Origin of the sequence: Marinobacter gelidimuriae, from assembly GCF_000372805.1 — a bacterium.
Classification (GTDB): Bacteria; Pseudomonadota; Gammaproteobacteria; order Pseudomonadales; family Oleiphilaceae; genus Marinobacter; species Marinobacter gelidimuriae.
In genome coordinates, this window is record NZ_KB889959.1 from 1 (window position 1) to 3,390 (window position 3,390).

The window sequence follows — 3,390 nt, forward strand, 5'->3', positions numbered from 1 at the left end:
CTTCGTGCAACAATGCCTAACCAGGCCAATCACGGCGATGGCTTTTCCGTTGCGGCTTCGCCTCCACTCCAAAGCCACGCGTGTTGGCAGCGTTAAATGCCAAGGGGAAGTTATGTCAGGGATCGCCAAAACTCCAGGCCCTCCATATTACGCAGTGATTTTCAGCTCAACTCGCACCGAAGGTGATCATGGCTACGGTGCAATGGCCGATAGAATGCTGGAGTTGGCAGCACAACAAGAAGGGTTTCTTGGTATAGAGTCAGCCCGTGAGGATGTCGGTATTACTGTCTCATACTGGGCCAGCGAGGAATCCATCAAAAGTTGGAAGCAAAACGCAGAGCATCTTGAAGCCCAGCGCCTTGGTCATAAAGCCTGGTACTCTGAATTCAAAGTCCGGGTTGCAAAGGTTGAGCGGGCTTATGGCATTTAACCAGTCATTCAAGTTCGTTCCCGGCCTGAAGGCCGTCCACCGGACGTCCCTGTCGGGCCGCCGCTTAATTCAGCGTTAGGCGGCATATGTATCGTTGACGGTTGAGTTGGCAACTCAAAGCAGATGTTGCCTACCAGAAGGATCTGCGGTTTGGCACTTGATTGAAACCGATGGTAGAGGATTTGCAGAATGGTAACGCGCTCGTCACCCCAGATGAAGTTGATTCCGTCAAACAAAATGGCGGGGCTGAGCAAGGCGTTCGTGGCAATGGCGGCGCTATGCTGGGGGCTATCAGGGGGGATCGGCGGGATTCTCATGGCCGACGGCTGGGACGCGCTCGTGGTGTCATTCTACCGGGGCGCGATCGGGCTATTGTTTGTTCTCCTCTGGTTAGCTTTTCGCCCGCGTGGCAGCGGATTGGCGAATCGCCGATTATGGTTCTGGTCGGCGATTGCCGGTCTCGGCGTAGCTGGCAACTTCACTTTCTATTTCGTGAGCATCGCGGAGGGCAGTGTCGCGGTTGCGGCGGCGCTGATGTACTGCGCGCCGGTGTTCGTCTACCTCGTGTCCTTCGCACTCAAGCTCGAAAGACCCACTCCGCTTAAGTGGACCGCGATCGCGATGGTAACGCTTGGCATCGTGCTGCTTACACGTATTTACGAGGTTGGATCAGGCGGTGTCACGCCGATCGGTGTCGGCGCCGGACTGCTTTCCGGGCTGTCCTATGCAGTATTCATTTTCGGCTTCAAGTATGCCGCACCGCACGGCAGTCCACAGGCGATTCTTGTAATAGCATTCGCGGCACTCGTCACCATACTTATCGGGCTGGCCGATGCCGACCAGACCGTTGCAGTGCTAAGCACGCCGAGTTGGCCACTGTTCGTAGTACTGGGGGTGCTGGGCGCGGGATTGTCATTCATTCTCTATATCGTCGGCCTGAACCATACCGCACCGGCCGTGGCCTCAGTAGTGGCAATGGTCGAGCCGGTCACCGCGTCGCTATTCGGCGTCTTGGTGTTAAATGAAAGCCTGGTCGGTATACAGATCTTGGGCATGGGACTGATTTTGGTCACAGTTACAGCGCTGAGCGTATATTCGAGCGCTCGATGAGTCTCTTACGACAAAACCACTTGCTGAGTAGCGCTTGGGTCGAATCGGCCTGTTCGATGACTGTTTCTGGCAAATTGCGCCTGCCTGCCACGGACGGATATGCCGCCTAACAAATAAGGATAGGTCGCGCGCAGCCGCGACCTGATCCGGTGTTGGACGAGCCCGGTGCTTCTCTATTAAGGAAATATCATCGGCGAACTGAGAGGTGCTTTGGCCCTGGCATTGGGCGGTCATTTTCGTCAGGCCAGAGGTTCCCGTGACCCTCGGTGGAACCGATAGCCGATCTGCCCTGGTGGTGTCATAGGGTGCTCTGATCCCTCCCTGTGAGGTGCATGTCGGACGGATGTGGGCCTATGCCAGACATCGTCGCCGGATTATCGGCACGGGCCACCGGCAAGGTCGCCGCCAAAGCGTGATGCCCATGGGCTCGCCACAACAGGGGCAAACGCGTTGTTTCCGGGGTTGGGTGACGATCCCGGGTAGCGCCACCTGCAAGCGCAACTGCAGCCGGTGTAAGGTTTTGCGGGCACCGCCGTGCAGGAACCCGTATTCCCGCACCCGTCGCAGCCCCTTGGGCAGGACGTGCTGCAGAACCCGCCAGAGGAACCGGTTCGCCGGTTCGGTCAGGGTCTGCCAGCGCCGGGTCTGGCTGTCCTGGTAGCGGAAGGTGACCTGCTCACCGTCGTAATCCACGATGTTCTGCTCCCGGAGTACCCCGCGATAGAGGTAACGGGCCAGATAGGTCAGCGCCTGGTCGCCACGGCCGACCTGCTCGCACTGGGCGACCCAGTGTCCCGGAATCGATTCCGGCAAGGCAAAGCCTTGCTCGCGCATCCGGGTGAGGAATTTGGCGCGAAACACGGTGGCCAGGGCCCGACCGTTGAACAGGTATCGCCCGGCCCGGGCGTGCCAGTGATGGCCCGTCAGCCCGCCCCCGGGGACCACGATGTGGACATGGGGGTGGAAAGCCAAGCGGCGGGAGTGGGTGTGCAACACCCCGACCAGCCCGAGCTGGTTGCCCAGGCGTTTATCGTTACGGGCGAACTGGCACAGCGTCTCCCGGGCGGCCTGGAACAGAGCGTGACAGGTCCATCGGAGGTGGTGCCAGGCAAAGCCCCGCAACTGGGCCGGTAGGGTGAAGGTCACCAGGAAATAATCCACCGGCAACAGCTTCTGCCGCTGCCGGCCCAGCCATTGGCTGTTGGTGCCGTGCTGACAGGCCGGGCAACTGCGATGGCCGCAGGACGGGTACGCCTGCTGCACCTGCTGGCAGGAGCGACAGTGATAGCGGACTTCGCCACACTCTGGAGTGTGACAGGCCAGAATCGACTGCAGGGCGGCGTGATGCTCCGGTCGCAGTCGCGCCCCGAAGTGCTGCTGCAGGCCGGCCTCATGATCGCGCAGAATCTGCGCCAGAGTGATCATGGGGTCACCCAGTCAACCTGCAGGCGCTCTACCAGGGCATTGATCATCAGGGCACTGTTCTGCTGGGCCTCATGGGTCATTCGGGTGTAGCGGGCGGTGGTCACCGGGCTGGCATGGCCGAGCAGGGTCTGGATCGACCGTAGATTAACGCCATTCTCCAGCAGATGAGTGGCAAAGCTGTGACGTAGGGAGTGAATGTGAACATGCTTGCGGATACCGCAATCCAGGGCGACCTGCTTGATGGCCTTCTGCACCCCGCCCCGATCCATCACTCGGGGCTTGCCGGCGGCGGCCACCGATGCATACGGCGGATGTCCCCCGGGGAACAGGAGGTCCGGATGACGGTGAGTGGCCCAATAGCGCCGCAAGGCCTTGAGTGTCATCAGCGGTAAAGGCACGAAGCGATCCTTCTTGCCCTTGCCACA

At 60.0% G+C, this 3,390-nt stretch carries 4 protein-coding genes; 2 read left to right on the top strand and 2 right to left on the bottom strand.

The features are described from left to right. Nucleotides 1–112 precede the first annotated feature (112 nt). The gene (locus A3OI_RS0118875) at nucleotides 113–430 is read left to right on the top strand and encodes an antibiotic biosynthesis monooxygenase family protein (RefSeq protein ID WP_026224299.1); all 318 of its coding nucleotides are present in this window, start codon (nucleotides 113–115) and stop codon (nucleotides 428–430) included. A gap of 189 nt (nucleotides 431–619) precedes the next feature. Next, the gene (locus A3OI_RS0118880) at nucleotides 620–1,540 is read left to right on the top strand and encodes a DMT family transporter (protein ID WP_018405761.1); all 921 of its coding nucleotides are present in this window, start codon (nucleotides 620–622) and stop codon (nucleotides 1,538–1,540) included. A gap of 351 nt (nucleotides 1,541–1,891) precedes the next feature. Here the strand turns inward: A3OI_RS0118880 and A3OI_RS0118885 are convergent, their stop codons facing one another. Both A3OI_RS0118885 and A3OI_RS20940 read right to left on the bottom strand, forming a co-directional pair. Then, nucleotides 1,892–2,965 carry an IS91 family transposase gene (locus tag A3OI_RS0118885; RefSeq protein WP_018405762.1) on the bottom strand — a complete coding sequence of 358 codons (1,074 nt, stop codon included), beginning with the start codon at nucleotides 2,963–2,965 and terminating at the stop codon, nucleotides 1,892–1,894. Next, a complete protein-coding gene (locus A3OI_RS20940) occupies nucleotides 2,962–3,363 on the bottom strand; it encodes a tyrosine-type recombinase/integrase (protein ID WP_228703046.1) in 402 nt (133 codons plus the stop codon). The genes A3OI_RS0118885 and A3OI_RS20940 overlap by 4 nt, the downstream gene beginning before the upstream one ends. Nucleotides 3,364–3,390: the final 27 nt, after the last annotated feature.